Raw genomic sequence first — 258 nt, 5'->3', positions numbered from 1 at the left:
TGGAGCATGGCGACGTCCGCCAGCCGGTCCAGGTCGTTGTCCGTGATGCCGACCTGCTGCAGCGTAGTCTGGATTCCCGTCATGCGGGCGGTCTGCTGCATGGCCGCGATCAGCGCCTCGGTGCGCGCTTCGGCGCTGCCGCTGGCGTGGGGGACGGCAATCGCCGCCAGCTCGGCGTAGAGCGGCGCCGCCGCCGGCGCATTGAAACGCAGCACGTGCGGCAGCACCAGGGAATTCGACAGGCCGTGCGCGACGTGG

General features: G+C 70.9%; 1 protein-coding gene. It reads right to left on the bottom strand.

Annotation, left to right across the window (positions count from 1 at the left end; all coding sequences use genetic code 11):
• A partial coding sequence (locus KVT32_RS30570) for an iron-containing alcohol dehydrogenase (RefSeq protein ID WP_217619485.1) occupies window positions 1-258 on the bottom strand: 258 nt, incomplete at both ends.

This window comes from Achromobacter sp. GbtcB20, from assembly GCF_019091095.1.
Classification (GTDB): domain Bacteria; phylum Pseudomonadota; class Gammaproteobacteria; order Burkholderiales; family Burkholderiaceae_B; genus Achromobacter; species Achromobacter mucicolens.
This window is presented reverse-complemented; position numbering and strand designations above follow the sequence as displayed.